The 25,977-nt window shown below is 73.4% G+C and carries 24 protein-coding genes, 1 pseudogene and 1 riboswitch; of the genes and pseudogenes, 15 read left to right on the forward strand and 10 right to left on the reverse strand.

The genetic code is table 11. The features are described from left to right. Positions 1-75: 75 nt before the first annotated feature. Positions 76-492, forward strand: a complete 417-nt coding sequence (locus tag AB0J80_RS22080) for a universal stress protein (RefSeq protein WP_364707781.1) — start codon at positions 76-78, stop codon at positions 490-492. Positions 493-540: 48 nt separating this feature from the next. Here the strand turns inward: AB0J80_RS22080 and AB0J80_RS22085 are convergent, their stop codons facing one another. From AB0J80_RS22085 to AB0J80_RS22105, 5 genes and pseudogenes are all read right to left on the reverse strand, one after another. Further along, positions 541-873: an STAS domain-containing protein gene (locus AB0J80_RS22085; RefSeq protein ID WP_364707783.1), complete on the reverse strand. Its 333-nt coding sequence runs from the start codon at positions 871-873 to the stop codon at positions 541-543. A gap of 58 nt (positions 874-931) precedes the next feature. Continuing rightward, entirely contained in the window at positions 932-1,756 is an 825-nt protein-coding gene (locus AB0J80_RS22090) for a cyclase family protein (RefSeq protein ID WP_364707786.1), read from the reverse strand. A gap of 18 nt (positions 1,757-1,774) precedes the next feature. Further along, positions 1,775-3,292: a serine/threonine-protein kinase gene (locus tag AB0J80_RS22095; protein ID WP_364707789.1), complete on the reverse strand. Its 1,518-nt coding sequence runs from the start codon at positions 3,290-3,292 to the stop codon at positions 1,775-1,777. A 41-nt stretch (positions 3,293-3,333) separates the two neighbouring features. Next, positions 3,334-4,551 carry an aminotransferase class V-fold PLP-dependent enzyme gene (locus tag AB0J80_RS22100; protein WP_364708221.1) on the reverse strand — a complete coding sequence of 406 codons (1,218 nt, stop codon included), beginning with the start codon at positions 4,549-4,551 and terminating at the stop codon, positions 3,334-3,336. 44 nt (positions 4,552-4,595) lie between these two features. After that, positions 4,596-4,712: riboswitch (SAM riboswitch) on the reverse strand. 24 nt (positions 4,713-4,736) lie between these two features. Then, a pseudogene (locus AB0J80_RS22105) lies at positions 4,737-5,165 on the reverse strand (M20/M25/M40 family metallo-hydrolase); the annotation flags it as partial. Between the two features lie 318 nt (positions 5,166-5,483). On the opposite strand from AB0J80_RS22105, the gene AB0J80_RS22110 reads away from it, so the two are divergent. The 7 genes from AB0J80_RS22110 to AB0J80_RS22140 all read left to right on the forward strand — a co-directional run bounded on the left by AB0J80_RS22110 (position 5,484) and on the right by AB0J80_RS22140 (position 12,243). Continuing rightward, positions 5,484-6,491: a DMT family transporter gene (locus tag AB0J80_RS22110; protein ID WP_364707792.1), complete on the forward strand. Its 1,008-nt coding sequence runs from the start codon at positions 5,484-5,486 to the stop codon at positions 6,489-6,491. Then, positions 6,488-6,718, forward strand: a complete 231-nt coding sequence (locus AB0J80_RS22115) for a chaplin family protein (RefSeq protein ID WP_364707795.1) — start codon at positions 6,488-6,490, stop codon at positions 6,716-6,718. Before AB0J80_RS22110 ends, AB0J80_RS22115 begins: the two co-directional genes overlap by 4 nt. Positions 6,719-6,875: 157 nt before the next feature. Continuing rightward, positions 6,876-8,480, forward strand: a complete 1,605-nt coding sequence (locus AB0J80_RS22120) for a methyl-accepting chemotaxis protein (protein ID WP_364707797.1) — start codon at positions 6,876-6,878, stop codon at positions 8,478-8,480. Between the two features lie 8 nt (positions 8,481-8,488). Continuing rightward, the gene (locus tag AB0J80_RS22125) at positions 8,489-9,526 is read left to right on the forward strand and encodes a BMP family ABC transporter substrate-binding protein (RefSeq protein WP_364707800.1); all 1,038 of its coding nucleotides are present in this window, start codon (positions 8,489-8,491) and stop codon (positions 9,524-9,526) included. A 68-nt stretch (positions 9,527-9,594) separates the two neighbouring features. Further along, positions 9,595-10,452, forward strand: a complete 858-nt coding sequence (locus AB0J80_RS22130; RefSeq protein WP_364707803.1) for an ABC transporter permease — start codon at positions 9,595-9,597, stop codon at positions 10,450-10,452. Between the two features lie 11 nt (positions 10,453-10,463). Next, positions 10,464-11,492, forward strand: coding sequence for a glycine betaine ABC transporter substrate-binding protein (locus tag AB0J80_RS22135; protein ID WP_364707806.1), 1,029 nt, complete (start codon positions 10,464-10,466; stop codon positions 11,490-11,492). After that, on the forward strand, positions 11,479-12,243 hold the full coding sequence (locus AB0J80_RS22140) for an ABC transporter ATP-binding protein (RefSeq protein ID WP_364707808.1): 765 nt from the start codon (positions 11,479-11,481) through the stop codon (positions 12,241-12,243). Before AB0J80_RS22135 ends, AB0J80_RS22140 begins: the two co-directional genes overlap by 14 nt. Here the strand turns inward: AB0J80_RS22140 and AB0J80_RS22145 are convergent. Beyond that, the gene (locus AB0J80_RS22145; RefSeq protein WP_364707811.1) at positions 12,230-13,210 is read right to left on the reverse strand and encodes a DUF6461 domain-containing protein; all 981 of its coding nucleotides are present in this window, start codon (positions 13,208-13,210) and stop codon (positions 12,230-12,232) included. The genes AB0J80_RS22140 and AB0J80_RS22145 overlap by 14 nt on opposite strands. A 44-nt stretch (positions 13,211-13,254) precedes the next feature. On the opposite strand from AB0J80_RS22145, the gene AB0J80_RS22150 reads away from it, so the two are divergent. Beyond that, positions 13,255-14,841, forward strand: a complete 1,587-nt coding sequence (locus tag AB0J80_RS22150) for a serine/threonine-protein kinase (RefSeq protein ID WP_364707813.1) — start codon at positions 13,255-13,257, stop codon at positions 14,839-14,841. Between the two features lie 8 nt (positions 14,842-14,849). Here the strand turns inward: AB0J80_RS22150 and AB0J80_RS22155 are convergent, their stop codons facing one another. Together AB0J80_RS22155 and AB0J80_RS22160 are read right to left on the reverse strand one after the other, a co-directional pair. Further along, on the reverse strand, positions 14,850-15,725 hold the full coding sequence (locus tag AB0J80_RS22155; protein WP_364707816.1) for a glutamate ABC transporter substrate-binding protein: 876 nt from the start codon (positions 15,723-15,725) through the stop codon (positions 14,850-14,852). Between the two features lie 284 nt (positions 15,726-16,009). Further along, on the reverse strand, positions 16,010-17,092 hold the full coding sequence (locus AB0J80_RS22160) for a glutamate-cysteine ligase family protein (protein WP_364707819.1): 1,083 nt from the start codon (positions 17,090-17,092) through the stop codon (positions 16,010-16,012). Between the two features lie 123 nt (positions 17,093-17,215). On the opposite strand from AB0J80_RS22160, the gene AB0J80_RS22165 reads away from it, so the two are divergent. Together AB0J80_RS22165 and AB0J80_RS22170 are read left to right on the forward strand one after the other, a co-directional pair. After that, positions 17,216-17,821: a hypothetical protein gene (locus tag AB0J80_RS22165; RefSeq protein WP_364707822.1), complete on the forward strand. Its 606-nt coding sequence runs from the start codon at positions 17,216-17,218 to the stop codon at positions 17,819-17,821. Between the two features lie 40 nt (positions 17,822-17,861). Then, entirely contained in the window at positions 17,862-18,248 is a 387-nt protein-coding gene (locus tag AB0J80_RS22170; protein WP_364707825.1) for a DUF1992 domain-containing protein, read from the forward strand. Here the strand turns inward: AB0J80_RS22170 and AB0J80_RS22175 are convergent. Both AB0J80_RS22175 and AB0J80_RS22180 read right to left on the reverse strand, forming a co-directional pair. Further along, positions 18,245-19,885 carry a DUF6114 domain-containing protein gene (locus AB0J80_RS22175; RefSeq protein ID WP_364707827.1) on the reverse strand — a complete coding sequence of 547 codons (1,641 nt, stop codon included), beginning with the start codon at positions 19,883-19,885 and terminating at the stop codon, positions 18,245-18,247. The genes AB0J80_RS22170 and AB0J80_RS22175 overlap by 4 nt on opposite strands. An 86-nt stretch (positions 19,886-19,971) precedes the next feature. Continuing rightward, positions 19,972-20,601, reverse strand: coding sequence for a DUF6230 family protein (locus AB0J80_RS22180; protein ID WP_364707830.1), 630 nt, complete (start codon positions 20,599-20,601; stop codon positions 19,972-19,974). A 439-nt stretch (positions 20,602-21,040) separates the two neighbouring features. Between AB0J80_RS22180 and AB0J80_RS22185 the strand changes: the two genes are divergently transcribed. From AB0J80_RS22185 to AB0J80_RS22200, 4 genes are all read left to right on the forward strand, one after another. Continuing rightward, the gene (locus tag AB0J80_RS22185) at positions 21,041-22,672 is read left to right on the forward strand and encodes an ATP-binding protein (RefSeq protein WP_364707832.1); all 1,632 of its coding nucleotides are present in this window, start codon (positions 21,041-21,043) and stop codon (positions 22,670-22,672) included. A gap of 10 nt (positions 22,673-22,682) precedes the next feature. After that, positions 22,683-24,590 (forward strand): ATP-binding protein, encoded by a 1,908-nt coding sequence (locus AB0J80_RS22190; protein ID WP_364707834.1) that lies wholly within the window; start codon positions 22,683-22,685, stop codon positions 24,588-24,590. Between the two features lie 70 nt (positions 24,591-24,660). After that, complete coding sequence (locus AB0J80_RS22195; RefSeq protein WP_364707836.1) at positions 24,661-25,545, forward strand: hypothetical protein; 885 nt, start codon at positions 24,661-24,663, stop codon at positions 25,543-25,545. After that, positions 25,542-25,934, forward strand: a complete 393-nt coding sequence (locus AB0J80_RS22200; RefSeq protein WP_364708224.1) for a GntR family transcriptional regulator — start codon at positions 25,542-25,544, stop codon at positions 25,932-25,934. The genes AB0J80_RS22195 and AB0J80_RS22200 overlap by 4 nt, the downstream gene beginning before the upstream one ends. The last annotated feature ends 43 nt before the right edge of the window (positions 25,935-25,977 follow it).

A 25,977-nucleotide genomic window follows, 5' to 3' on the forward strand; every position in this document is an offset into this window, starting at 1 on the left:
TCGAGCGTCGTACACCTCGGCCGATAAGTCGAGCATGTCTTGTTCTCGGCGGGGCCGTGCCGCAGGATCGGTGCCATGCGCATCGTGCTGGCCGCGAACCCGGAAGCCGACGAGCCGTGGGTGGCCGACGCGGCCGCCGGACTGGCCCGGCAGACCTCAGGCACGGTGGCGGTGGTCGCCGTCGACGAGGTCGAGATCGAGCGCCTCGCCGCCGCGCCCCGCGGCGTCTTCACCGAGCGGGCCGAACGCGCCGCGACGGCCGCGGTGGACCGGCTGGCCGCCGCCGGCGTCGAGGCGACGCGGACCGTGCTGCCCGGCCGGCCGCTCGAGCGCATCCTGGCGTTCGCCGACGAGCAGCAGGCCGATCTGATCGTGGTGGGCTCGAGCACCCGGCCGCGGGTGGCCGAGCGCCTGCTGGGCAGCGTCCCGCTCGACCTGATCAAGAAGTCCCCGCGGCCGGTCGTGGTGGTCACCCACCCCCGGTCGTCCTGAGCGCGCCCCGGTGCCCGCCGAGGCCGCCGCGACCGGCGAGGCAGCCTCTCAGTCGGCGGGCGGCAGGCCGAACACGTCGGCCAGGCCGGTGACCTGGATCGCCTTGCGCACCGGCTGGGACGGGTCGACCAGCGTCAGCGTCACGCCGGCCGCCGCCGCCGAGTTGCGTGCGCTCACGAGAGCGCCCAGGGCGTACGAGTCGATGAAGGTCAGCCGGCTGACGTCGACGTGCAGGTAGCGGCAGCCGCTGCCCCGGGCGGCCGCGGCGAGGCTGTCGCGCACCTCGTCGGCGCAGTCGAGGTCGAGATCTCCGTCGAGCGCCGCGACGAGCAGTCCGTCGGTGGTGACGTCCTCGTACGCGACCAAGGTGTTCCTGGTCATCTGCCCGAGAATAGCCGCGATCCCCGTGATCGGCTCGCCGGGAGTCACCCGCCCGAAGTCACCAGACGGCGAAGATGCGCGCCTGGCCGCCGGACCCCTCCTCGAACGGCAGCAGGCCGACGACGACTGTGGCGCCGTGCCGCGGGATCGACGCGAGGTTCGCGAGGTTCTCCAGGCCGTAGCGGTCCGCTCCGGTCAGCGTGACGTGCACGGGGAAGTCCTCGGAGCGGCCCGGGTCGATGCTCAGCGTGTCGACGCCCAGGCTCCGGACCGCGCGCTTCTCCAGCAGCCATTCGCAGGCGTCCGCGCTGAAGCCGGGGAAGTGCAGCACGCCGCCGGCGTCGGTGCCCCGGTACGCGTCCACCGACCCCACCTTCGCACCCCAGCCGGAGTGCATGAGCACGGCCGCGCCTCGCGGGATGCGGCCGTACCGGCGCTCGAAGGCCCGCAGGTCGCCGACGGTGACCTCGGCGTCGGGATCGGCGGCGGCCCTGCCGGCGATGTCCACCACGACCGCCGGGACGATCAGCTCCTCGAGGGTCAGCTCCGTCGACAGCCGCCCGCCGGGTGTGAAGTGCCCCGGCGCGTCCACGTGGGTGCCGGTGTGCTCGACCAGCCGCCACTCCTGCATGTAGTAACCGTCGTCCTCGATGGTCACGTAGGTGCGCCGGCGGGCCTCCTCGCCGTCGGCGAACGCCGGGAACGTGGTGGTGAGCGGGTAGGTGAGGTCACGCAGGCCGCGCCGGCGGCCGGTCAGCGGCGACGCCGCCTGCGCGGGTCCGGGCAGGGCGGCACCGCCGGCCACGGCGGCGGCGCCGATGAGTGCGGCGCGACGGGACATCCGCCCGCCGCGGGCCTGGCGCAGACATTCCTCGGTGCACATGAGCTGCTCCTGTCGGGTTCAGAGCGGGCCGCGGTCCACGAAGCTGAAGGTCAGCGTGTTGGGGAAGTCGCCGGTCTCCTCGACGTACACCGCCCGGCGTTGCTCGCTCCATTGCACCAGGCCGTACGCCTCGTTGGCGATGGTGTACGTCGGCCGGCCCTTGTCGTCGTGGCCGTCGGCGGCATTGATGGAGAAGATCGTCGCCTTGGTGAAGGCGCACGCGGTGGCGACCAGGGAGCCCGGGCCGTCGGGGTTGATCTTCACGCCGAGGCAGCGCTCCCGCCCCTGGTCGTCGGGCCGCACCGCCTTGATGACGTAGTCGACGCCGTAGGACTCCAGGACGAACAGGGCGTCCGGTCCGGTGCCGTCGGAGGCCCGGGCCGGGCCGGTGGCCGGCAGGGCCAGGTCCCGGTCGATGTCCGCCATGTGCAGCAGGGTGCGCCGGGTGCCCACGAAGATGCCGTCGGCGTCCGCCGAGGGACCGGCCGAGACGGGGACGGGCTGCGCCACCGGGTCGGACGGCGCCCTGGCGGTCAGGAACAGGGCGACGCCGCCGCCCAGCACGGCGAGGGCGAGCAGGACAGTCGCGGCGACCAGGGCACCGCGGCCGGTGCGCCGGGGCCGCGTGGCCGGTGCGGGCGGCGGGGTGTGCCAGGCCTCGGGCGGTTCCCCGGCCGGGCGGGGCGGCGCGGGTGGCACGGGCGGCTCGGCGACCGGCTGTGGCCCGGCCAGCAGGGCGTCGAGCAGCTCACGGGCGGTGGGACGGTCGGCCGGGTTCCGCGCCAGGGTGCGGCCGACCAGGTCGCGCAGCGAGCCGGGCACGCCGGTCAGGTCCGGTGCCCCGGTGAGGATGCGCACGGCGGTGGCCGGGGCGGAGTCGGCGGCGAAGGGCGTACGACCGGTGGCGGCGTACGCGATCACGGCGCCGAACGCGAAGACGTCGGCGGGGAAGCCGATGGCCCTTCCGGCGTCGGGCTCGAGGCGTTCCGGCGCCATGTAGGCCACCGTGCCGATCATCTGGTCGACGGCGGTGTGCCGGCTGGTGGCCTCGAGCGGCCGGGCGATGCCGAAGTCGATGACCTTGACGCCGCCCCGGGCCAGCAGCACGTTCGCGGGCTTCAGGTCGCGGTGGATGACGCCGGCGCCGTGGATCGCGGTCAGCGCGGTGGCGATGCCGACGGCCAGGCTGTGCAGGGCGGCCCCGGCGAGCGGCCCCTGCTCGCGGACGACGGAGGCCAGGCTGGGCCCGTCGACGTACTCGACGACCAGGTACGGCGGATCGTGGTCCGGGTCGGCGTCGAGCACCTCGGCCGTGGAGAACGGCGGCACCTGCTGGGCCCGGTTGACCTCGCTGCGGAACCGGCCCCGGAACTCCTGGTCGTGGGCGAACTCCGGCCGGACCATCTTGACGGCGACCTCGCGGCCGTCCGGCGCCGCGCCCAGGTAGACCGTGCCCATGCCGCCCTGGCCGAGGCGGGCGTGGATCGCGTAGCGGCCGAGCCGGCGCGGGTCACCGGGAAGCAGCGGCCGGCTCATCGATCCCTCACCTCACCTCGCGGGGCACACCGCTTGGCACCCTACCGGCCGGCCAGCAGCTCACCGAGCGCGGACACGAGCCGGTCGATGTCGTCGTCGAGGGTGCCCAGGCCGAAGCTGACCCGTAGCAGCCCGGTCGTTCCCGCACCGCACGGGACCGCGCTGGTGGCGGCGGTCAGCCTCCGGGTCAGGGGATGGGCGCAGAACTGGCCTGCGCGTACGCCGACGCCGTACCGGTCGGCCAGCAGGTTCGCCACGACGGCCGGGTCGTGCCCCGGCAGGGCGACCGACACGATCCCGACCCGGGGTACGGCGCCGCCGAAGATGCCGGCCTCCACGGCGCCCGGCACCCGCGCGAGCCCGTCGCGCAGGCGGCCCAGCAGCTCCTGCTCACGCTGGTGCAGCGCGTCGCGGTCGGCCCGGCCCAGCGCCGCGCACACCGCTGCCAGCGCGACGGCGCCGAGCAGGTTCGGGGTGCCGCCCTCGTGCCGCGCCGCGCCGGAGGCCCAGGTCACCTCGCCGGGACGGTCGCCGACCACCGCGCTCGCTCCACCGCCCGCGAGGTACGGCGGTGCGGCGTCCAGCCAGTCGGACCGGCCCGCCAGCACGCCGGCGCCGAACGGGGCGTACAGCTTGTGCCCGGAGAAGGCGAGGTAGTCGGCGCCGAGGGCGGTGAGGTCGACGGGGGAGTGCGGGGCGAGCTGAGCGGCGTCGACGACCACTCGCGCGCCGTACGCGTGCGCCACGTCGGCCAGGCGGCGCACCGGCCACACCTCGCCGGTCACGTTGCTCGCGCCGGTCACGGCCAGCAGCGCGGGGCCGTCCACGGTCCGCAGCGCCTCCTCGAGCGCCGCCACGGCCGCGTCCGGGCTGTCCGGGCACGGCAGGCGGTGCTGCCGGGGCCAGGGCAGCAGGTTGGCGTGGTGCTCTCCGTCGAAGACGATCGTGGTGGTGCCCGGCGGCAGCACGCGGGCCAGCAGGTTCAGCGCGTCGGTGGTGTTGCGCGTGAACACGACCGTGTCACCGGCGCGGGCGCCCACGAACGACGCCACCAGGTCGCGGGCGCGCTCGTACTCCAGCGTGGAGGTCTGCGAGCGGATGCCGGCGCCGCGGTGCACGCTGCCGTACCAGGGGAGCAGGTTCTGCACGGCGTCGGCGGCGGCGTGCACGCAGGGCGCCGAGGCTGCGTAGTCGAGGTGGGCGAACCGGACGGTCTCGCCGGCGGACTGAAGGCTGATGACGTCCAGGTCGTGTCGCAGGGCCAGGGTCACGGGAACCTCCGCGAGGTCAGGGACCCCCACGGGGTCCGCGCTTGCCCGCGTCGGTGCCGACGCCGGCCCGGTCCTCACCCGGGGCACCCCATCGCGAACGGAAGGGTTGCCGGCCAGCGAGCCGGGGCTTGACGCTGGCGCTCATGACCTGCACCGAAGGTAGCAGAAGATCGTCAGCACGTCCGTAGCAGCCGGGTGAGCACTCGGGTGCCGAACTCCAGCGCCGCGGCCGGCACCCGCTCGTCGACGCCGTGGAACAGCGCGGTGAAGTCCAGCTCGCCCGGCAGGCGCAGCGGGGCGAAGCCCAGGGGGCGGATGCCGAGGCGGGCGAAGGACTTCGCGTCCGTACCGGCCGGCATCAGGTACGGCAGCAGCCGCGCACCGGGGCCCTCGGCCTCGACGGCGGCGGCCATCGCGGCGACGAGGTCACCGTCGAACGTGGTCTCCACGGCCGGCAGGCTGTCCCACTCGATCGCGACCCCCGGGCCCAGCACCCGCGCCAGCTCGGCGCGGAACGCCTCCGGCCGTCGAGTTCGGCGCGGGCGACCGGCGGCACCACGTTGGACTTGGTGCCGGCCGCGACGATGGTGGCGGTGGCGGTGTCGCGCAACGTCGGCTCGATCAGCCTGGCCAGGTGCCCGAGGCGGCGGACGGCGGCCTCCGGGTCGGCGGGATCGAACGGTACGGCGGTCAGCTCGGCCACCCCGGTGAGAAGCTCGCGGACCGGGTCGGTGAGCACCACGGGGAACCGGTGGGCGTCGAGCCGGGCCAGCGCGCGCTCGGGGCCCGGCCCGCCGTGGGTGCCGGGGTTGGTCGTGTCGATGGCGATGAGCTCGGTGGCGAGCGTCACGACCTCGTCCGCCGGATGCGAGAGGGAAAACACGAGGAAATTGTCGTACCCCTTCGGCAGAGTGTCAGGGGTGGAATCGCGTACCGCTCCTGACACTCCCGGGCTGCGCAGCTGGCTGCCCGGCTTCCTCACCCTGGCCGCCATCTGGGGGACCAGCTTCCTGTTCATCAAGGTCGGCGTCCGCGAGCTGCACCCGCTGTGGCTCACCTTCGGCCGGGTCGCGGCCGGTGCCCTGACGCTGCTCGTCATCCTGCTGCTCACCCGCGACCGCCTGCCGCGCGACCCGCGGCTGTGGGGGCACCTCGTCGTGGTGGGCGCGCTGGGCGTGACCTTCCCCTTCACCCTTTTCGGGTACGGCGAGCAGCGGGTCTCCTCCGTCCTCGCGGGCATCTGGAACGCCGCCACGCCCCTGGTCGCGTTGCCGCTGGCCGCGCTCGTGTTCCGGACGGAGCCGTTCACCCGGCGGCGCGCGACCGGGATCGGGATCGGCTTCGCGGGCGTCATGGTGGTGCTGGGCGTGTGGCGTGGCGTCGGTGGCACCGAGCTCACCGGGCAGCTCATGTGCTTCGGCGCGGCGATGTGCTACGCCGTCGCCATCCCGTACCAGAAGAAGTTCGTCGCCGGGCGCGCCGGCAGCGGGGTCTCCATCGCGGCCGCGCAGCTCCTCATGGCCCTGCTTCAGCTGAGTCTTGCGGCACCGCTGTTCGCCGGCGCACCGCCCGTGCCGTCGTCGCTGTCGCTGGAGGTCGTGCTCTGCGTCCTGGCGCTGGGCGCGCTCGGCACGGGGCTGGCGTTCGTGCTGAACTTCCGGGTGATCCGGCTGGCCGGGGCGAGCACGTCGGCCTCGGTCACCTACCTCATGCCGGTGGTGGCCACCGTGGTCGGCGTGTCCGTGCTGGGTGAGCACCTGCGGTGGTACCAGCCGGTCGGCGCGCTGATCGTCCTGGCGGGAGTGGCGACCTCCCAAGGGGTGTTCTCTCGCCGGAAAACGGCCATTTCGTCCAATTCCGCGACCGCTAGTGATCTTCCAACTACGGTGAGTGCTGCATCTGTCGGAAGAGCGAAAGGTATGACATGAAGCTGGTCAAGGGGCTGGTGCTCGGCATGGGCGCGGTCGCTGCGGCGCTGGTCTTCACCGCGGGACCCGCGAGCGCCGCCGTGAGCGGCGGCCACGACGACGTCAACGTCGGCGTGCTGAACGGCAACTCGGTCTGGGTTCCCGTGCACATCCCGGTGAACGTCTGCGGCAACGCCATCGCGGTCCTCGGCATCGCGGGCGGCGCGGCCCACTGCTCCAACCACTGATCCACCGTTTTCTCACGGCCGGCGCCCGGAAGCGGGTGGCACGCAGGATCACCCGATCCGGGCGCCGCGCTCATACCGCCTCAGTTCTCCTCCACGAGTGCCGATCAGATGACGTGCGGCGCCACTGTGCCGCCATCGGACCGGAGGGATTGACCACGTGCGGCGGTTCAGTATCGGCGCCCGGCTGTTCGGGACCTTCGCCGCGGTTCTCGTGCTCCTGCTGGGCGTCGCGGCCATGGCCTTCGCGACCATCGTCGAGCAGCGCAACTCCGCCAACGACGTCCGGCGCCTCGAGGTGCTGACCCGGCAGGCGGAGGAGATCAAGACCCACGCCGCGACCCTGAGCGGCTGGCAGTCGAGCTACATCAACGACATCTACCGGCTCGGCGCGGCGCGCGCCCTGGGCGGCGACTCGGTCGCGTACAAGGCGTGGCAGCAGGAGCGCGACGCGTTCCGCGCCTTCCTCGGCCGGGTCGACTCCGGCGCCTTCACCGGCGCCGAGCGGGCGTTGTTCGCGCAGGTCGGCAAGGAGCTGGACACCTACGTCGCGGTCAACGAGAAGCTCGTGACCGCGTACAAGCCCGGCACGCCGCAGGCGCTGTGGAACGCCGACCAGATCGCCATGTACGACAGCTTCAACAGCTACTACCGGACCATGGTGGCCGCCCAGAAGCTCGCCGCGTCGGTCGACGCGCGCAGCGTGGAGGCCGTGCGGGTGTCCGCGAACGACGCCACCCGCGCGCAGTGGGCGATCGGCGTCGCCACCGCGCTGGCGCTGCTGCTCGGCGCCCTGTCCGCGTACGTGGTCACCCGCAGCATCGTGCGCCCGGTCGGCGCCGCGCGCGATGCCCTGCGCCGGGTCGCCGCCGGAGACCTGACCGAGGTGCCGGCCAGCGCCTGGCGCGACGAGGTCGGGCAGATGGCCGCCGCGCTCGGGCAGGCGGTCGGCTCGGTACGCGCCATCGTCTCCGACGTGGCCACCCAGGCGGACGCGCTCACCCGTACCTCCGCCGAGCTGGACGCGGTCTCCGCGGCGTTCGCCAAGGCGGTCGGCGACACCTCGCAGCAGGCGGGCCTGGTCGCCGGCGCGGCCGAGGACGTCAACCGCAACGTCGACACGATGGCCGCCGGCGCCGAGGAGATGGGCATCTCCATCCAGGAGATCTCCCGCAACGCCACGAACGCGGCCGGCGTCGCCGCCGAGGCGGTCCGGGCCGCCGAGACCGCGAACGGCACCGTGGCGAACCTGGGGTCCTCCTCGTCGGCGATCGGCGACGCCGTCCGCCTGATCACCAGCATCGCGGAGCAGACGAACCTGCTCGCGCTCAACGCCACCATCGAGGCGGCCCGGGCCGGCGAGCTCGGCAAGGGCTTCGCGGTCGTGGCCGGCGAGGTCAAGGACCTGGCGCAGGAGAGTGCCAAGGCGGCCGAGGAGATCGACGGCCTGGTCCGGGCGATCCAGGGCGACACCGAGGCGGCGGTGGGCGCGATCGAGAAGATCGGCGGGGTCATCGCACGGATCAGCGACTACCAGACCAGCATCGCCGGGGCCGTGGAGGAGCAGACCGCCACGACCGTCGAGATGGGCCGGGGGGCGGTCGCCGCCTCCAGCGGCACGGCGAGCATCGCCGAGAACATCCGCGCGGTCGCCGCCGCCACGTCGGTCACCTCCGCCGAGGTGGCCCGTGCCCGCGAGGCCGCCGCCGAGCTCACCCGCATGTCCACCACCCTGCGCGACGCCGTCGGGCAGTTCCGGTACTGAGGATGCAGATGCGTACAAGGATCACCGCCGCCCTGCTCGCCGTCGCCGTCGCGACGCTGGCCGGGTGCACCGCGGCGCCGGTCACCGTCTCGTCCGACGCGATGACCGGGCTGGGCCACGAGACCATCCATGTCGGGATCGCGTACGACAGCGCGGGCCGGGGCGACAAGAGTTTCAACGACATGGCCGGTGCCGGCCTCGACCGGGCGAAGAAGGAACTGCTCGTCGAGGCCACCGAGGTCACCACCAAGTCGGAGGACGACGAGGGCCGGGCGGCCGCGCTGCGTGAGCTCGTCAAGGCCGGCAGCAACCCGGTGATCGCGGTGGGCTTCCTCTACGCGGGCGCCATCGGCACCGTCGCCAAGGAGAACCCCGGCACGTTGTTCGCCATCATCGACGACGACTCCGTGCAGGCGAAGAACGTGGTGTCGCTGCTGTTCTCCGAGGAACAGGGCTCGTACCTGGTCGGCGTGGCCGCGGGCCTGGCCACCAGGACCGACCGGGTCGGCTTCGTCGGGGGCGTGGACGTACCGCTGATCCGCAAGTTCGGGATCGGCTTCGCCGCCGGCGTGCACAGCGTGGACCCGGGTATCAAGGTCGGCGAGCGCTACCTGAGCAAGCCGCCGGACTTCAGCGGCTTCGGCTCGCCGGACAAGGGCAAGGCGGCCGCGGCCGCGCTGCTCGCCGACGGCGCCGACGTCGTGTACTCGGCGGCCGGCGGCTCGGGCCAGGGCGCCCTGCAGACGGTCGCGGCGGCGGACGGCGCGTGGGCCGTGGGCGTCGACTCCGACCAGTACGCCAGCGCCGGCGGTGCGGTGAAGGAGCGCATCCTCACCTCGATGCTCAAGCGCGTCGACAACAGCGTCTTCCAGGAGATCCAGGCGTTCATCAAGGGAGACCGCTCGGGCGGCGCCAAGCGCTACGACCTCAAGGTGGACGGCGTCGGCTACGCCACCTCCAACCCGGCGCTCAAGCCGTACGAGGCGAAGCTCGAGAAGGCCCGCTACGGCATCCTCAGCGGTGACGTCGAGGTGCCGACCAGCTGATCCCATCCGGCGGGACGCAGGGGACCGGGGTGTTGCGAAAAAGCCTATCAACACGATAGGAAAACTGGGTGACCCTCACCGCACCCGCCCCGCCCATCGCCGGCGCCCCCGCGAGCGGACCCCGCGCGCCCCGGACCGGCCGGGCATCGCGGCGCAGGCGCTTCGTGCTGCGCGTCGTCTCCCTGCTCGTCCTGTACGCCCTCTGGGAGGTGACCGCCCGCGTCACCCGCAACCCGGCGTTCATCCCCGCCCCCTCCGCGGTGTGGCACCAGCTCGTCGTCACCTCCACCACCCACGACGGCATCCGCGGCTACAGCGGGCACCTGCTCGTCGAGCACCTCGGCGTCAGCCTGCGCCGCATCCTCATCGGCTCGGTCATCGGCGTCGCCGCCGGCCTGGTGCTCGGCGTCGTCATGGGCACCGTCACCTGGATCCGCGTGGTCACCGAGCCAGTGGTCACCTTCGTCCGCGCGCTGCCGCCGCTGGCGTACTTCAGCCTCTTCATCATCTGGTTCGGCATCGACGAGACGCCCAAGCTGTGGCTGCTGTCCATCGCGGCCCTGCCGCCGGTCGCCGTCGCCACGGCCGCCGCGGTCCTGTCCGCACCCACCGGGCTCGTCGAGGCGGCCCGGGCCCTGGGCGCGAGCCACCGCCAGGCCGTCCGCGACGTGGTGCTGCCCCACGCGCTGCCCGAGATCTTCACCGGCGTTCGGATCGCCGTCGGCGTCGCGTACTCCTCCGTCGTGGCCGCCGAGACCATCAACGGCGTACCTGGCATCGGCGGGCTCATCCGCGACGCCCAGCGCTACTCCCAGACCGACGTGGTCGTCCTCGGCCTCTTCGCCATCGGCCTCTCCGGCCTGCTCATCGACGCCCTGCTGCGGACTGCCGAGAACCGGCTGATCCCGTGGCGCGGCCGAAGTTAAGGAACCCCCGCATGAAGAAGCTCGGCCCCGTTCTCACCGCCGCGCTCCTGCTGGCGACGGCGGCTTGCGGCAACGGTGCCGCCAGTGGCAACACCGATCCGGCGAAGAAGACGATCCGGCTGGCGTACCAGGCGTTCCCCAGCGGCGACCTGATCGTCAAGAACCAGGGCCTGCTCGAGAAGGCGCTGCCCGGGTACCAGATCACCTGGACCAAGTTCGACTCCGGCGCCAGCATCAACACCGCGTTCGTCGCCAAGAGCATCGACATCGCCGCCATCGGCTCCAGCCCGGTCGCCCGCGGGCTGTCCGCGCCGCTGAACATCCCGTACCAGGTGGCGTTCGTGCTGGACGTGGCCGGCGACAACGAGGCGCTGGTGGCGCGCAACGGCAGCGGTGTCACCGACGTGGCGGGCCTGCGCGGCAAGAAGATCGGTACGCCGTTCGCGTCCACCGCGCACTACAGCCTGCTGGCCGCCCTCGACAAGGCCGGTGTCAAGGAGTCCGAGGTGACGATCGTCGACCTCGAGCCGCAGGACATCCTGGCGGCGTGGACCCGCGGTGACCTCGACGCCGCGTACTCGTGGCTGCCGTCGCTCGACGAGCTGAAGAAGACCGGCAAGGTCCTCATCACCAGCCGGCAGCTGGCCACCGCCGGCAAGCCGACCCTCGACCTGGGCGTGGTCTCGACCCCGTTCGCCGAGGCCCACCCGGAGGCCGTCGACGCGTGGCGCAAGGTCGAGGCGCAGGCCCTGGACCTCATCGCCTCGGGCCCCGCCACCGCGGCCAAGGCGGTCGGCCAGGAGCTGAACCTCAGCCCGGAGGAGGCGCAGAAGCAGCTCAGCCAGGGCGTGTTCCTCAAGCCCGCGGACCTCGCCACCGACGAGTGGCTGGGCACCGAGGCCAAGGTCGGCAAGCTCGCCGACAACCTGGTCAGCGCCGCCGAGTTCCTCAAGGGACAGCAGAAGATCGACGCCGTGCCCGACCTGGCCACCGTCCAGAAGGCGATCTACGTCAAGGGCCTGCCCGGTGTCCTCGGCTGAGCCCGCGGTCGTCCTCGACGGCGTCGAGCACGCGTACGGCGACGTCACCGCCGTCGGCCCGGTCAGCCTGACCGTGCCGGCGGGGGAGTTCCTGGTGCTCGTCGGCGCCTCCGGGTGCGGCAAGAGCACCCTGCTGCGGCTGATCGCCGGGTTCGAGCACCCCACCACGGGTACGGTGCTCGCCGGCGGCCGCCGCCCGGAGCCCGGGCGCGGCGCCGGCCTGGTCTTCCAGCAGCCCCGGCTGTTCCCGTGGAAGACCGTCGGGGGCAACGTCGAGCTGGCCCTGCGCTACGCCGGCCTGCCCACCGACCGGGTCGGCGAGCTGCTGGCCGCCGTAGGCCTGCCGGACGTGGCGCACCGGCGCACCTGGCAGATCTCCGGCGGCCAGCAGCAGCGCGTGGCCATCGCCCGGGCGCTCGCGGCCGACAGCCCGCTGCTGCTGCTCGACGAGCCGTTCGCCGCCCTGGACGCGCTGACCCGGGAACGGCTGCAGGAGGACCTGCGCCGGGTCAGCGCCGAGACCGGCCGGACCTGCGTCTTCGTCACGCACAGCGTCGACGAGGCGGTGTTCCTGGGCAGCCGGGTCGTGGTGCTCACCGCCCGGCCCGGGCGGGTCGCCCTCGATCTCGGGATCGACCTGCCGCGCACCGGGGTCGCGCCGGAGGAGCTGCGGGGGCTGCCCGCGTACGCCGCCCTGCGCTCCGAGATCGGTCACGCCGTCCGGTCGGCGGCGACCGTCACGGTGCCCTGAGCGCCGCGACCACCGCCGCCACGGCCTGTTCCGCGCCGGGGCCGGCGTCTCGCAGCGGGCGCAGTGCGGCCCGGAGCGCGACGTCGGCGTCCCGGCCGAGCACGCCGCGCAGGGCCACGGCCACGGCGCGCCGGTCCTTGCCGGCGGGCTCGCCGAGCCAGGCCCGCACCTCCCTGCCCAGCGGGGTGTCCATCCGCACCGGCTCCCCGGTCCCGTCGGCCGCCCGATCGAGGGCTTCGTCGAGACCGGGGGCACCGGCCACCCCGGCCTCGGCGGCGAGCCGGCGCACCTCGGCGACCGCGACGCGGCGTTTGCGCTCGTCCGGTGCCGCCTCGGCCGCGGCGGCCAGCTCGGCGAAGCGGGGACCCGGGCGCAGCAGGTCGGACGGGCGTACCGGGCTGACGAACCACGGCTCGATCCGCGCCGCCGTCAGCGGCTGTCCGAGCAGGTCCTCCGGCAGCCGGACGCCGGTCAGCCGCTGCGCGAGCACGAGCGCCTTCGCCTCGGCGTCGCGCCAGGTCTCCTCGTCCTCGCCGGCCGGCTCCCGCAGCCCGATCGCCTGCATGAGATGCCGCAGCAGCTCCGGGTCCGAGCCCCAGGTGAGCTCGTGCGACGGGTACGCCGGGTCGAACGCCACCGTCGTGGTGCCGCCCACCGCATAGGTGAACCGCGGCGCGCCCTCGTCGTCGCGCAGCACGGACAGCGCCTCGGTGCCCCGCGACACGGCCTCGAGCAGCAGATGATCGGCCCCCTCGGCGCCGCCCGGCTCGATCACGACGGTCCACCGGCCCAGGTTCGCCGCGGCGGCCCGGCCGTCGAGCTGCTGCCCGTCGCAGCGGGTGACGGTGTCCGGGTACGCGCCCATCCGCCGCAGGGCGTCCCGCTCGTCGACGCCCTTGACGAAGGTGAGGCAGAACTTGCCGCCGAGCTCGGCCACGCGGGCCCGGGCGTGCGCGAGGTCATCCACGCCCCGAAGCGTATCGCCGGACGGCCCCGGGTATATCGGGCCGCATGAGTGCGGTCCCACCGGGCGTCGCCGGGCGCTACCAGCTCGGCGAGTCGCTGGGCATCGGCGGCATGGGCCAGGTGTGGGTCGCCCGCGACGAGATCCTGGACCGCCGGGTCGCCGTGAAGGAGATCGTGCTCCCGGCGGACCTCGTCGCCGCCGAGCGCGACGCCGTGCACCGCCGCATGCTGCAGGAGGCGCGCGCCGCGGCCCGGCTCAGCCACCCGAACGTCGCCCAGGTCTACGACGTCTTCGAGGACGAGGGCCGGGCCTGGATCGTCATGGAGTACGTGCCCTCGCGCTCCCTGGAGCGGGTGCTGCGCGAGGACGGCCCGCTCGAGCCCGAGCGGGTCGCGGTCATCGGGCTGGAGCTGCTCGGCGCGCTGGAGGCGGCGCACCGGGCGGGCGTACGGCACCGCGACGTCAAGCCCGCGAACGTCCTGCTCGGCCCGGACGGCCGGGTGGTGCTCACCGACTTCGGGATCGCCTCGATCGAGGGCGACAGCGTCATCACGACCAGCTCGGAGCTGGTGCTCGGGTCCCCGCAGTACATGTCCCCGGAGCGCGCCAAGGACGGCACCGCCGAGCCGGCGTCGGACCTGTGGTCGCTGGGTGCGACCCTGTACGCCGCGGTCGAGGGGCGTTCGCCGTACCAGCGTCCGTCGGCGATCGGGACGCTCACCGCGCTCGCGGCCGACGAGCCGGACCCGCCCCGGCGGGCGGGGCCGTTGCAGCCGGTCCTGAACGGGTTGCTGCGCAAGGACCCGGCGGAGCGGACCGACATCGCCGAGACCCGCCGGCGGCTGCGGGCGGCCGCCGCCGTCGACCCGACCGGGCCCGTCCCCGCCGCGGGTCCCGCTGAGGCGGCCCGGCGGCCCGGCAAGATCGTCCTCATCGCCGCGTCGGCGTTGCTCGTCGTGCTCCTCGTGGGTGCCGTCGTCTGGCTCGTGACCCGTCCGGAAGCGCGGACCCGTACCGCGACCCCGGTGCCCTCGGTGGCAGCCACCCAGGGCCGGCCGGCACCGTCCGCGCCCGCCTCGGCGACGTCACCCGCCCCCGCCTCGGCCGCCGCCCCCGCCGCGACGACCCGGGTGGCGACGTCCCCGGCGCGGCCGACGACCGCCGCCACGGGGCGCACGCTGCCGCCGCGGCCGGCCGGGTGGCGCGACTACCGGGACCGCACCGGCTTCGCCCTCTACGTGCCCGAGGGCTGGCGGCGGTCCCGCGAGGGCACGATCGTCTACTTCCGCGACCCGGCGACCGGCCGGGTGCTGGGCATCGACCAGACCGACGACCCGCAGTGGAACCCCGTCGCGGACTGGCGTGGCAAGGCCGACTACCGGGTGAGCAAGGGCGACTTCCCGGGCTACGACGAGATCCACATCCGCGAGGTCCGCTACTTCCGCAAGGCGGCGGACTGGGAGTTCACCTTCGACGGCAGCAGCAGCCGCCAGCACGTGAACAACCGGGGCTTCGTCGTGGACGCGGACCAGGCCTACGGCATCTACTGGCAGACCCGCGACGCCGACTGGGCCGCCACCCGTGACGACCTGCAGCTGGTCTTCGACAGCTTCCGCCCGGCCGGCGGCTGAGGGCGTCCTCAGTAGCGGTCGATGGTGGGGATCAACGGGTCGTTCGGGTCGAACTTGCCGGCGGTGAGCTTCCACGCCTTCAGGTACGAGCCGTCGTGGAACGACGCCTCGAGGGCGTCGTTGATGAAGGTCCGGAAGTCGTTGTCGCCCTTCTTCACGCCGATGCCGTACGGCTCCTCGGTGAACGGGCTGCCGGCCAGCGCGAACTGGCCCTCGTTGGACGCGATGAGCCCGGTGAGGATGACGTTGTCGGTCGTCACAGCGTCGACCCGCTCGTTCTGCAGCTCCTCGACGCACTTCTGGTAGGTGTCGAAGAGCTCCAGCTGCTTCGCGGAATCCTGCAGGTACTTCACGATGGTGGCCGCCGGCGTCGAGTTCTTCACCGAGCAGACCTTCTTCTTGCCGTCCTTCAGCGAGTCCGGCCCGGTGATGGAGGTGTCGTCGATCCTCACCATGAGCGTCTGACCGGCGACGTAGTACGGCCCGGCGAAGTCGACGACCTGCTTGCGCTTGTCATTAATCGTGTAAGTAGCCACCACGATGTCGACCCGGTCCTGCTGGAGCACCTGCTCACGGATGGTCGACGGCGTCTCGGTGTACTCGATCGCGCTCGTGGGAATGCCCAGCGACCGGGCGATGATCTTCGCGATCTCGACGTCGAAGCCCTTGATGACGCCGGTGTCGGGTTGCTGGAGGCCGAAGCCGGGCTGGTCGAACTTGGTGCCGACGCGCAGCCTCTTCGCCTCGTAGAGCCGCTCCATGGTCGAGCCGGCCGGGAAGGGGGTGCCGTCGCCGGTGGAGTCGGAACTGCCCCCACTGCACGCCGCCGCGGCCATCGCCAGGGCCAGCGCGCCCACCGCCGCAGTGATTCGGGTGATGCGCATTGTCGTGGATCTCCGTCCCGGGGGTTGAGCCAGCCGAGCGTATTTCCCCAGGTCGGCGCCTCGCCTCCGCGTTTCGGCGAGCGCGGGCCCACGAAAATCCGCCGGCCGGCGGCGAACGGTCAGCCGTCGTGCCACCAGAGGGTCACATGCTCCTCACCGAGCGGGCAATGTCAAAGCTGCGAACCGCCGGTGGCGTCGATCAGACCCGTGGTGACTCAGCGGCATCGTCCGAGGCCGGGAACGTCACGGCGCCGGCGCCGGCCACCTCCTGCGCCGCGGACGCGTCAGAGGCCGTGCGGGGCGATGGTGCGGTCGAGGACGTCGTCGGCCGGGCAGCGGTTGCGCATGACGTAGCGCTCGATGAAGCCGGCGACGGCGTCCCGCAGCTCGCGGGAGACGCCCTGCCGGGCCAGTGCCTCGTACGCCGCCAGGAAGCACGCCTTGGCCGCGGCGCCCAGCTGCGGGTCGCTCAGGCCGTCGCGGGCGGCGCGCTCCCACAGCCCCGGGATGGTCCGCAGCGGCTCGGTGGCGGTGAGCACCTGCACCGCCGCCCGCGGGTCGTCCATCAGTGCCGCGGTGACCGCCACCGGCACCCGCCAGCCCCCGCCGGGCTGGCGGTCGGCCACGTCCAGCTCGAGGTGGCGGCGGGCGGCGACCGGGGGCCGCAGGGTGCCGAGGTGGCGGGTGAGGTCGGCCACCACCGGCCGGTCGCCGGGGCCGGAGCGGGTCCACTGCCGGAAGGTGCGGTCGGTGCCCTTGACCGGCGCGTCCATCACCAGGGCGGTCCAGTCGGCGCGCGGGTCGGCGGTGCAGGGCCGCAGGCGGCGCAGGGCCTGGCGGTTGCTGCGCCAGCCGGTGGGCCGCCTGTGCCGCAGCGGGGAGTTGGCGAACGCCGCCGCCAGGACGGGGGCGAGCGCGTGGGCGAGGGCCCAGCGCCGGCGCAGACCGAGCAGGCCGTCCTCGTCGAGCCCGGCCTCGAGGCCGATCCGGATGCCGGCGGTGGCCCACGCCGGCGACGGGCCCACGATCCCGGGGTCCACGTCGTCGGAGCCCTCCTCGAGCACGACGACGCGGTGCCCGTTGATCAGCGGCAGGGGCAGCGGCAGGTCCTCGGCGAGGCGGGCGATCGCGACGTCGATGCCCGGCGACGGCGGGCCGCTCACCACGACCACCCGCGGCGAGCGGGCGGTGAGGAACCCGTGGCGCAGGCGGGGGCGCTCGGTGAGCAGGGAGCCGGTCAGCGAGCCGGGCAGGCCCGGATGGGAGAGCAGCAGGTCCACGGCGGCGCCGACGAATCCCGGCCGGGCGGGCTCGAACGCGGCGTCGGCGATGAGCCGCTCGGCGGCTCGTTCAGTCAAAGAGATCATGCCGCGCTCCCTGGTCGATGCGGGCCACCATCCTACCTCACCGATAGAAATTGTGGGCCACGTCCCATCGCATCGAAGGACTCGCATCGCCGACTGAACAGATAGATAAAGTGGGTCATGCCCATGCGTGGATCCGTCCCCCTGACCGTCGCCGCGACCCTGCTGGCCGGCGCCCTCGCCGGCTGCCAGGACGGCGGTGGCGGCGGCTCGTCGTCCGCCGCGTTCGACCCGGCGACCTGCCAGGGCGGCACGCTGTCCGTGCTCAACCAGGGCGGCATCACGCACCTCGACCCGGCCCGCCTCTACACCTCCGGCGGCGGCAACATCCCGTCGCTGCTGTTCCGCACGCTGACCACGCGCACCGACAGCTCCCGGACGATCGTCCCGAGCGCCAGCCACGCGCCGACGAGCCCCGCCATCGCCAGCAACCCCACGACGGTGACGGCCAGCCCGGGCAGCGGCAGGCCGGACGTGACGGCCACCAGGCAGGCGGCCGAGCCCAAGCCGGCCCACCGGGCCCCGGTCAACCGGCGCGCGGACACGAGAGGTCGGATGCCGGTCCGGGACGCGGCGGGGGGCGGCGGGGCCGACTCGATGATCGTCATGGCACGTCATCGTGCCGACCGATGGCGGCTGTCACATCGCTCTGCGGACAGCACCGCCGAGGGGCATCACATGGACCACCGGCGAAGCAGAACACGGCACCACTACGACTTCAGGCATACGTGAGGCGCCGGCCGGCCGGCGCCGTCGACCTAGACTGGCCATCATGGCGAGCTGGTACGAGTCGCACATCGACCGCAAGATCCGCGAGGCTCAGGAGCAGGGCCAGTTCGACGACCTGCCGGGTACGGGGAAGCCGCTGAGCGACCACGGCCGCGAGTACGACGAGGACTGGTGGGTCAAGGACTGGCTGCGCCGCGAGGGTGCGACCGCCGGGGCGCTGCCACCCACGCTGGCGTTGCGCCGCGAGGCCGAGGACCTGCGGGAGACCGTCGACCGCCGCACATCGGAGCAGGACGTACGCGCGTACGTGGCGGCCCTGAACGAGCAGCTGCGCAAGGCACGCGCGGGGCTGCTCGACGGGCCGCCGGTGCTGGTGCCGCCGCTGGACCCGGACGAGGTGGTCCGGGGCTGGCGGGAGCGGCGGGCCTAACCCTTCTCGGTCAGCTTCAGCGGGTCCGCGGTCAGGGTGTCGCAGCGGACGAACGCCAGATGGATCTTCACGTCGGTGAACCACAGGACCGGCAGCGTCAGCGGCGGGGGTTGCTCGGGGGTGAAGGTCACCGGGAAGAGGCCGAAGAGCTTGCCCTGGAACTTCGGCGTGTAGAAGCGCACGTTGCCCTCGGTGGTCAGCTTGTTGCTGTCGATGACCGTGGTCCGGCCGCCCGCCTCGGGGACGGTCAGCTTGAACGGCTCGGTCACCGACTTGTCCATGCTGAACTTCAGGGCCTTGAGGTTGCCCTGGGCGGTGGGCAGGTCGATCACACCGTCGTAGGTGGACTGGTACATCGTCAGCGACTTGCCCTCGAGGGTGCCGCCCTGCAGGGAGACCGTCGGTACGTCGTCCGGACTCGCCACCTTGAAGACGCGGGGGCCCAGGCAGGGGATGTCCGACAGGCTCGGCGCCGGGGACGGCGACGCCGAGCCCGCCGGTGCGCCGGTGGAGGCGCTGCCGTCCGGGGTGGGCTTCCCGCCGGGGGTCGTTGCGGGGCCGGACGGCTCGGTGGGGGCCGGCGCGGAGGTGCTGGGCGTGGGCTCCTCCGGGGCGGACGGGCCGGCCGACGGGGTGGCCGACGGGCTCGCGGTCGCGGTCTCCTCGTCGCCGATGCCGAGCAGGTCACCGACGCCATCGACCAGCCCGTTCCAGCCGTCGACGATGGGGTTGCCGGATTTCCCGTCACCCTCCTCGGCCTCTTCCGTCTTCGCCGGCGAGCTCTTGCCCGGCGTCGACGGAGAGGCACTTCTGCGGGCGGCCACCGGCGCGGAGGTCTGGGCGCGGACCTTCGACTTCGCCTTGGCCTTCGCCTTGGCTGCCGCCGCAGAGGCGGACGACTGCCGGGAGGCCTCCTTCTTCGCGGCGGCGGCGGGGCGCGAGGGCAGCCCGTCGGGGCACTCCTCGTCGGCGCGGGCCGGGGTGCGGCTGCCCGCGACCACGGCGGCGGAGAACACGAGCGGCACGAGGGCGATGACGAAGGCCTTGCGGTGCACGCCGCCCGAGGGCGGGAGGGGCGGCTGCGGGTCGTCGCCGTGCGGGGCGTCCGCGCCGGTGAAGCCGGGCACGATGCCGGGCTGGCTGGACGGGCGCAGTGCCGCGGTGTCCTCGGCCGACGGCCCGGGCGGCGGTGCCCCGTAGGGCAGTTCGGGCGCGGTCTCGGCCGGGTCGTGGGGTTCGGCCACGTCGTCGGGAATTGGGATCTGTGGCTGCGGCTTCTGCGGGGACCACGACAGCACCAGGGCGCCGCCGAGGATGCCGAGCAGCATGCCGAGGGCGAAGCCGCCGAAGTTGAGGCCGATCAGCGAGTAGACCGCGGTCAGCAGGCCGAGGATGCCGTAGAACAGGCGCTGGGCCGGCGTCACCCAGGTCAACGCGCCGCACAGGAGCAACAGCAGCGGCAGCAGGTACGACAGGAAGCCCTCGGGCCCGAAGTGAACCTGCATGTCGCCCAGCGTCAGGTTGGCGCTGAAGAACAGCTCCAGCCCGGAGAGCAGGAGCAGCAGCCCGCCCCAGAAGGGCCGGGTCCGCCGCCAGTGGCGGAAGCCGCCGCCGGCCGCCGTGCTTGGTGTTACCACGTACTCCTCCAGTCAGGTGGTGCTCGGCCGCCCCCGGCATGGGTGAGGCCCGCGGACGGTGCGCTCCGCGGGCCTCGGGTCGTGCGTCAGAAACACTCCGCCGGCTTGCCGTCGGCGCCGGGCAGGTTGACCTTCAGGTTCAGGCCCCGCAGCGTGAACGTACCCGCCGAGGTGGACACGGCGGTCTGCTTCAGGCCGGTGATCGTGACGCTCTTGGCCTCCTGGCCGAAGGCGCCCGTCTCGCCGTGCGCGTCCTCGCCGCCGAGGCCCAGCGTGGAGGCGTCCTGGCCGATGTTGATCTGCTTGAACTCCGCGTCGCCGCTGAGCTCGCTGACACCGATCAGCAGGTTGGTCGCCTCCGCCGGCTTGCCCTCGTCCCGGCCGGCCCGGATGGTCAGGCTGATGGGCAGGCCCGGCGTCTTCACCGACTGGCACAGGTTGTACAGCTTGGCCGAGGAGATGCCGGAGACGGCGACGGGGATGCCGCTGCCGTCCTTCTTCTTGTCCTGGCCGCCGTACTGGGCGAACCCGTTGCCCTCGAGCTTGTCGGCGGAGATTTTGAACGACTGACCCGAGACGGCGAACGAAGCGGCGAACGCCCCGTTGGCCATCCCGAAGACCAAGGCACCGGCTGCCACGGCGGGCACCGCCGCCGCTACGGCGAAACGGCGCCAGTTGGTGCGACCGTAAGCCGGATCGCCTTGCGCATCCTTCACGGATCCTCCTCGTACGTGGGGAACGGCTCGGCCGCACCGCCATGCGGCTCGCATCGCGGTCGACTCCAGAGTCGCTTGCGGAAGTGAGACACGTCGATGCGGCCGTCTTAACGTGCGGGAAGTGTTGCCTCTACCGGGTGGTGCGGACAAGGGGTCCGGCTACCGGCCGGTAACGTTCCCGAAACCAGGACCATTACTGTGCGTGAGCGATGACGGGGTCCGGGCCCGTAAGATGCGTCACAATTGGACACTTCGGTCGGCAAACTCACATGTGAGCGTCACCACACGTGTACAAACGTTGAAGGTTACGGATCGGTAACAACTTTCAGGAACCTTTCAGGTCTGTGCACGGCGCGTGCGCAGAGCGCCCCCTTCAGATCGGGGCGTTCAGTGCCGAATTACCTCAGGTCGGGACCATGCGAGGGAAGGGCAGCGGGCGGTGAGCGGAGACGAGCGGGAGCGCCTGGCGGCCCTGCACGAGTACCGCTTGCTCGACGCGCCCGCCGACGACGAGCTCGAGGCCGTCGTCCGGGTCGCCGCCATGGTCGCGGGGGTACCCACCGCGACGCTCAACCTCATCGACGAGCACCGGCAGTGCCAGCTCACCACGACCGGCTTCGAGGGCGGCGACTCCCCGCGGGCCGACTCCATGTGCGCCGTCCGCTTCCAGACCGGTGAGTTCACGTACGTGCGCGACGCGAGCCGCGACCCCGTCTACGCCGCCAACCCGTGGGTCACCGGCCTCCTCGCCGACGTGCGGTTCTACGCCTCCGCGCCGCTGGTCACGCCCCAGGGGCACGCGCTCGGCACGCTGTGCGTCTTCGACTCCGAGCCCCGCGAGCTCGACCCCGGCCAGATCGCTCGGCTCAAGGACCTCGCCCAGGTGATCCTCGCCCTCTTCGAGCGCCGCCGGCAGGCCCGCGAGAACGCCCGGCTGCTCGCCGAGGCGGAGGCGCGGCAGGAGCTCACCGACGCGGTCCTGGAGACCATCGACGTGGCCGTCGTGGCGGCCGACCCCACCGGGCACCTGAGCATGTTCAACCGGGCCGGCCGGGCCTGGCACGGGCTCGACGCGGATGCCTCGGTCGACCCGGAGGAGCTCGCGGACCGCTACCGGCTGTTCCGCACCGACGGCGTCACACCGCTGGCCGCCGACGAGATCCCCCTGCTGCGGGCGCTGCGCGACGGTTCGGTGCAGAACGCCGAGCTGGTCATCGGCGCACCCGGGCACGGGTCGCGGCACGTCGTCGCCAGCGGCCGGGCCATGGCGGCCCCTGACGGTACGCCGCTCGGCGCGGTCGTGGCCATGACGGACGTGACCGCCGACCGGTCCCAGCGCCGGGCCCTCGAGCGGGCCCACGCCGACCTGGCCGCCACCATCGAGGAGCTGCGGCGCTCGAACACCGAGCTCGAGCAGTTCGCCGGGGTCGTGAGCCACGACCTGGCCGCCCCGCTCGCCGTGGTCAACGGCTACCTCGAGCTGCTCACCGACGAGTACGGCGGCACCCTGGGCCCGCAGGCGCAGAAGTGGATGGGCTCGGCGACCCGGGCGATCGCCCGCATGCAGGGTCTGATCCAGGGGCTGCTGACCTACGCCCGGGCGGGCAGCGAACCGTGCCGCCGGGAGAAGGCCGACCTCGGCGACATCGCCCAGCAGGCGCTGAGCGACCTGCGCGACAGCATCGCCACGGCCGGCGCCGAGGTGGCGGTGGCCGGCGACCTGCCCCGGCTGGCCGTCGACCCGACCCTGATGCGCCAGCTGCTGCAGAACCTCATCGGCAACGCCGTCAAGTACCGCCACCCCGACCGGCCGGCCCGCATCGAGGTCGCGGCAGTGCCCCACGACGACGACTGGCTGGTGACCGTCACCGACAACGGGATCGGCATCGCCGAGCCTGACCGGCGCCGGGTGTTCGAGATGTTCGCCCAGGTCGAGCCGGGTGCCCGCGCCGGTCACGGGGTCGGGCTGTCGACCTGCCAGCGCATCGTCGAGCGTCACGGCGGACGGATCTGGGCCGAGGACGTGCCGGCCGGCGGCACCGCCATCGCCTTCACCCTGCCGGGCGCCTGAGGTGGGGAGCATGCGGCGCCGCGCGAATGCCGCCTTCGTCGTGCTCGTGACGCTCTTCGTGGCCGTCGTCATCGTCCAGATCGTGGTGGACGACCGGCTGCGCGTGCAGCACGCCGAGCACACCACGAGGCTGGAGCGGGCACGCGACGCGAACACCGCCGTGCTGCAGCATCTGACCGACGCCGAGACCGGCGTGCGGGGCTTCCAGCTGACCGGGGAGCCGGCGTTCCTGGAGCCGTACCAGCACGGCCGGGTGGGTGCGTTCACGTCGTTCGACCGGGTGGCGGCGGAGATCACGGACCCGGACGTGCGGCGGCTGCTCGACGAGGAGCGCGCGAGCGCCTCGCAGTGGCTGTACGCGTACGCGACACCGATCGTGATCGCCGGTGAGGCCGACCCCGGCTACTCGCGCACCGAGCGCGGCAAGGCGCTGTTCGACCGGATCCGGACCGCCAACGCCGCGGTCGACGAGGCGATCGCCGCCGAGCAGCGCTCCTATGCCGCCAGGTCCCGACGCGAGTCCGGTCTCGCCCAGATTCTGTTCGCGGGCCTGGGAGCCGTGCTGCTCGCGGTGGCGGTGGTACTCGGACTGTGGGGCCGGCGCTCCCTCGTGGGGCCGCTGGAGCACATGCGGCTGACACTGGACCGTCTCGCCGGTGGGGAGCTGTCCGCGCGGGCCGTCCCGTCCGGCCCCAAGGAGATGCGCGCCGTCATCGGGACGCTCAACCGCCTGGCCGCGGAGACCGAGCGCCTGCACGCCGCGGATCAGGCCCGGCTCGTCCGTACGGAGCTGCGGCAGGCTGTCGCCCTGGAGCTGCGCGACAACGCCGACGCCGCGCTCAGCTCCCGCCGGGTGGTCCGGCTGATCGGCGAGGCGCTGGGTGCGGACGCCATCCACGGGCGGATCTGCGTCGATGCGGCCGGCGGTGTCGAGGTGTGCTGGCCGGACGCCGTGCCGCTGCTGCCGCCGCAGGCCGTCACGAGGGTGTTGAGCGGCGAACCGGGTGTGGTCATGACCCTGCCGGACGTGCCCGGGATGCTGGCCGTGCCGCTCGGCGGGGACGCCGACTGCCCGCCCGGTCTGCTCTGCGTGGTGCGCCACGACCGCCCCGACTGGTCGGCCGAGGACCGGCTCCTGCTGGCCACCGTCGCCCGCGAGATCGACCATGCGGTCCGCCAGTACCGGCTGAACTACCGCCAGGAGCGGCTGATCGCCGAGATGCGCGTGCTCGACGAGCGCAAGGACGCCTTCGTGGCGACCGTGACCCACGAGCTGCGGACGCCGCTGACCAGCATCCTCGGCTACACCGAGATGCTCACCGAGGGCGACGCGGGCGACCTGAACCCGATGCAGCAGCGCGGCCTGTCGGCGATTCTGCGCAACGCCCACCGGCTGCACGAGACGGTCTCGGACCTGTTGCTGCTGGACCGCGCGAACCACGTGATGAGCGACGGTGCCGTAGCGGTGGATCTCGCCGCCGTGGCGTCCACCGTGCAGGCGGAGTTCGCGCCCGTCGCGGGGGCCCGCGGCGTCGGCTTGACCGGTGAGGCCGACGGCGTGGAGGTCGCCGGCGACGCGCGCCAGCTCGAGCGGGTCCTGCGCAACCTGCTCGACAACGCGGTCAAGTTCACGGGTACGGGCGGCCACGTGAGCTACCGCGTCCACGCCGACGGGGACGTCGCCGTCATGGCGGTGACGGACACGGGCATCGGCATCCCGGACGCTGACCTGCCCGGGCTGTTCACGCCGTTCCACCGCGCCGCCAACGCCATGGACCGGGCGGTGCAGGGTTCCGGGCTTGGGCTCGCGATCGTGCGCACGATCGTCACGGAGCACGGCGGCACGGTCTCGGTGGAGTCGAAGCTCGACCGGGGCAGCACCTTCACGGTACGGCTGCCGCTGCGGACCTCCGACTGACCCGTGCTTGTGTTGACACAAGTCACCCGATCTGCTTTTGTATCAACCCTCTGGCACAAGGAGGGTCGAGATGGCGTCCGTGGTCACCGTGGTGGTCGCGATCCTGCTGGTCCTGGCGGTCGCCGCGTTGCTCGTCGTGCGAGCGGTCGGTCCCGGCCCGTTCTCGGCCGGGACGACCGCCGCGGGAGGGATGTCGCTCGCGCGGATGCCGGGTGAGCGCCGGGCCGTCCGCTGGCGCTGGGCCGGTGTCGCCGTGGGCCTGGCCGGCGCGGCCGCCGTCGCCCGGACCGACCAGCTGGGTCGTGGCGTGCTGCTCGCCGCCCCGGTCTTCGGGCTCGGCGTTCTCGCCGGCGCGCTGGCCGGCGAACTCTCCCGGCCCGCACCCGGGGGTGCGCAACGGGTGGCCGTGCTGCGGGTCAGGCGGTTCACCGACTACGTGCCGCGCGTGCTCAGCGGCACGGTCGTCGTCGCGATCCTGCTCCTGGCGGGGCTGACGGCGGCGACCACGGCGATGGCCGGCGCGGACGACCAGGGCCGCGCCGGCCGGGCGCTGACGTGTGTGAACGGTGACTTCTCGAGCACGTACACGCCCTGGCCCGGCGGCTACTACACGCTGCCTGGCGCGGTGTGCGTCCTGGCCGGCCTGGTAGCGGCGGCGACCGTCCTGCGCCGGGTGGCGCGGCGCCCTCAGGAAGCCTCCGGTGCGGCCGCCGACGACGCGCTGCGGCGCCGCTCGGCCGAGGTGGTGGTGGCGGCGACCGGCGTCTCGGTGCTGGTACCGCTCTTCGGCGTCGCCCTGACCGCGGACCTGGCCCTCAGCGCGCAGGCGGCCGACTGCGCGGTCCTGTGGTGGGAGGCCGGGGGACATGCCCTGAGCGCCGTGGCGATCGTCGCCTTCGCCGCCGCCGCCTGGTGTGCCGCTTGCCTGCTGCTGCCGGCCCGCACCGCCCGATGACCGGCCGGCCCACGCTCGCCGTCTCCGCGAGCGACCCGACGCCGCCGTACGAGCAGGTTCGCCGCCAGCTCGCCGACCTCATCAGCAGCGGGGTGCTGGCCCATGGTGACCGGCTGCCGGCGCTGCGCCAGCTCGCCGGCGACCTCGGCCTGGCGGTCGGCACGGTCGCGCGGGCGTACCGGGAGCTCGAGGCGGCCGGCCTGGTCGTCTCCCGGCGCGGCGGCGGCACCCGGGTGGCCGACCGGCCGTCGCGCCCGCCGGGCGGCGAGCACGACGAGGCGGACCTGCACCGCGCGGCGGAGGAGTACGTGTGGCGGGCCCGCGCGGCGGGAGCCGACCGCCCGGCCATCGTGGCGGCGCTGCACCGGGTGCTGGACAGCCTGCCCTGAGCGCCGCAACCGAGAAGCTCCGCGACCTGCAACCGTCGCGCAA

Origin of the sequence: Actinoplanes sp. NPDC049548 (assembly GCF_040676695.1) — a bacterium.
Lineage (GTDB): Bacteria > Actinomycetota > Actinomycetes > Mycobacteriales > Micromonosporaceae > Actinoplanes.